A 2726-nucleotide genomic window follows, 5' to 3' on the forward strand; every position below is an offset into this window, starting at 1 on the left:
CATAAAACAAAAACAGCAAGCTCAAAAGAACTTGCTGCGCAGGATAGTTATTAACCGAGATTAATACTTCCTATATTTTTTGGTAAATATACTTGATTTATAACACAGTACCTATGGCTCGTGGCGGTCGGGTTGGTTAATGCGTCCGATGGAACCGAATAGCCTGGTTGAGTTCATGATTTTTTATTCTTTTTTAGAAGTACAACACAAGCCATGAGATATAGCCGATGTTGTAACACGTTATGTCAATTGGCTTCAAATAAGTTTAATCTATCTTATTAAATGGTTTCCAATTTAGACGTTTCCCATTTATATGAGAATTGATCAAATTATATGCATCTTTTCCCATTCTATTTTCTGAATATTCTTTATTAATCAGTGTTTGAATTTCATTCCAGTTTTCTTTTGGTGAATGCATGAAAATTAATGCAGGGGCTATGTATTCTACGCAACCTAACTGGGCCTTATTGACCCATCCTCTCTTTTTTATTATTTCTATGAGTATTCTGGTGTTTTTTATATCTATTTCGGATTGGATCTCCCATAATGAGTCTCTGAATTTATTCGAATTTTTAATTTCCATTGCTGAAATTTTCATGGCATGTTGAGCAATATTTTTACGTTCTTTTTCTGGTAGGTTGAAATATTCTTTTTGTGTTAATTTATGGGCTTTCTTTAATGAATCCAATATTGCAGGAAATTGACTTTTTTTTATTTCGGGTAATCCTCTTATGCTTTGATCACTTTCATGCATTTTAACCAAAAGTTTACAAAGCTCCTTATCATTTTGAAAGTTTTCTTTTTCCTTACAATTTGATAGTGTAATTAATAGTATTAATGCAAGAAGGAGTTCTTTCATAATGTGTTACAACGGTCGGGCTATGCGCTGGCGTGGTTGGCTGGCCTGGCCCGTGGCGTTGGCCTTTACCTCTGGCCGGGGCCAGGGCAGCGAGTCACATAGTATTGGTTTTGTTCAGGATTTGAAGATAGAGAAAATAGTTGAAACTTGTCAGAATGTAGCGCTTGCGTATAGCCTCATGTTGTGTGCTGGCTTTATTTTTTCCAATGATTTATATTAAAATCTTGAACTAAAGAATCTGCTGTTAATTCAATCATTAAAGTCTTTGATTCAACTGGGTCAATATCCCAACCGTAATCTTCCATTAAAATGTACCCAATGGTGTTTTCTTTTAAGTTGGAAAAATTTTCAGGTTCTCCTATTAAGTCGGTTAATTCCTTATAGGTCATTCCTTTTTCCAAATGATTTTCTATCAGGTCATTTGCCATTGATTCTCTGAACATATAAAATCCATCAACAGTCTCTTTCCATTTAGATTTCTCGAAATCGAGCTGGGTGTTTCCGCAAGCACTTAAGAAGCAAATACAGAAAATTATCATCAAATTTCTCATCCTTCTTTAGTCCATTTTTTTGTTGCAGACCTATAAACTTTCGATTCTCCAACACTTAGTCCATACCAAACCATATAAGTTGAGTCAGTCTGAATTTGATAAAACGCGGGACTATCCATTTTTTCAGTTAATCCAAGCTCTGATACATCTTTTGGCAGTCGATTATTTTTCGTCTTAAATTTCTCAATTTTTTCAATTAGCATTTCCGCATATTCTTGTCGTTCATTATTGAATTCACAACCATAAAGTCCAAACAGCAGAATTAGGATTAATATTTTGACTATTCGTTTCATTTTTCAGCTTGCACACAACGGTCAGGCTATGGCTCGTGGCGGGCTGTGTTAATGCTGATTCCGACAGCGATGGAGAGCCTGGTTGAGTTCATGAATTTATTATATTTTGGAGTACGAAACTAGCCATGAGCTATAGCCAATGTTGCCCACAGTTATATTAAATCAATTTCCCAAATAAGAAATTTACCGAACTCCCATTTCATGACTATTTCTTTTATTTTCGGATGTTTCTTAAATTTCAAAACGTGCTTAATGTTCTGATTTAGCGTTAACCTCATATTCTCTTCATATTCATTTTCATCATTCAGGTTAACCTTATCAAGTCCCACTATCGATTCTTTTATCAATGAGTAAATTCCTGAATGATCGTTTTCAATTTCATTTCTCCATGAATGTTTAAAGAAAATCACTTCATCATTTTTATAAACCTCTAATCCAGGTGATAGGATTTGAGATATTATTTCATTATCTGAACTTTGTAAAGAATTGAGTACAGAATTAAATGAAGGAATTTTTTCTGCTTTTGGAGAAGGGAAATAATCATTGTACACTTCACTAATCTTTATACTAGCAAGTCTATTTTCGTTGTTAATTTCGAAGGAGTAATTTGTGCCTTCATATTCTAGCATTTCCCCATATTCTCCGATATTTTTGGCATTAGTTGGCTCACCCAATTTCTTAATCAGTTCCTCTTTGGGCATTCCCATTTTTAAATTTTTGAATGCAGGATCTATAGTAGGATCATCACCATATAATTGTATTGACCATATAATATTCTTATCCCAGTTAGCATATTCAAATATCATATATACAGTAGAATCGGGCTTAACAAGAAAAAGCTCAAATTCAAAACCATCGTCGAATGTTTTTTGTTGTAGTGGTTGATTTAATTCGGTTGTTGGGACCTCTCGAAATTGATTTAATTTGAAGCCATTAAGTTCATTGACTAAGTCCTGAGAATATCCAAAAGTCGAGAACGATATAAGTATTACTAATGCGATTTTTTTCATAATTGTGGGCAAC

At 33.9% G+C, this 2726-nt stretch carries 4 protein-coding genes; all 4 read right to left on the minus strand.

Features of this window, described 5'->3' with window-relative positions; genetic code table 11:
* Nucleotides 1-265: 265 nt before the first annotated feature.
* Nucleotides 266-859, minus strand: a complete 594-nt coding sequence (locus IS446_RS04670) for a hypothetical protein (protein WP_203058849.1) — start codon at nt 857-859, stop codon at nt 266-268.
* A gap of 194 nt (nt 860-1053) precedes the next feature.
* Nucleotides 1054-1410 carry a hypothetical protein gene (locus tag IS446_RS04675; RefSeq protein ID WP_203058850.1) on the minus strand — a complete coding sequence of 119 codons (357 nt, stop codon included), beginning with the start codon at nt 1408-1410 and terminating at the stop codon, nt 1054-1056.
* Nucleotides 1407-1703: a hypothetical protein gene (locus IS446_RS04680; protein WP_203058851.1), complete on the minus strand. Its 297-nt coding sequence runs from the start codon at nt 1701-1703 to the stop codon at nt 1407-1409. The genes IS446_RS04675 and IS446_RS04680 overlap by 4 nt, the downstream gene beginning before the upstream one ends.
* Nucleotides 1704-1855: 152 nt before the next feature.
* On the minus strand, nt 1856-2726 hold an 871-nt coding region (locus IS446_RS04685; RefSeq protein ID WP_235996379.1), incomplete at its 5' end, for a hypothetical protein.

The sequence above is a fragment of the Robertkochia sediminum genome (assembly GCF_016786255.1).
Taxonomy (GTDB): domain Bacteria; phylum Bacteroidota; class Bacteroidia; order Flavobacteriales; family Flavobacteriaceae; genus Robertkochia; species Robertkochia sediminum.

What these genes read in the sequence shown, in the direction of transcription:
- IS446_RS04675 (WP_203058850.1), bottom strand. Translation starts at nt 1,410, where the DNA reads ATGAGAAATTTGATGATAATTTTCTGTATTTGCTTCTTAAGTGCTTGC.
- IS446_RS04680 (WP_203058851.1), bottom strand. Translation starts at nt 1,703, where the DNA reads ATGAAACGAATAGTCAAAATATTAATCCTAATTCTGCTGTTTGGACTT.
- IS446_RS04670 (WP_203058849.1), bottom strand. Translation starts at nt 859, where the DNA reads ATGAAAGAACTCCTTCTTGCATTAATACTATTAATTACACTATCAAAT.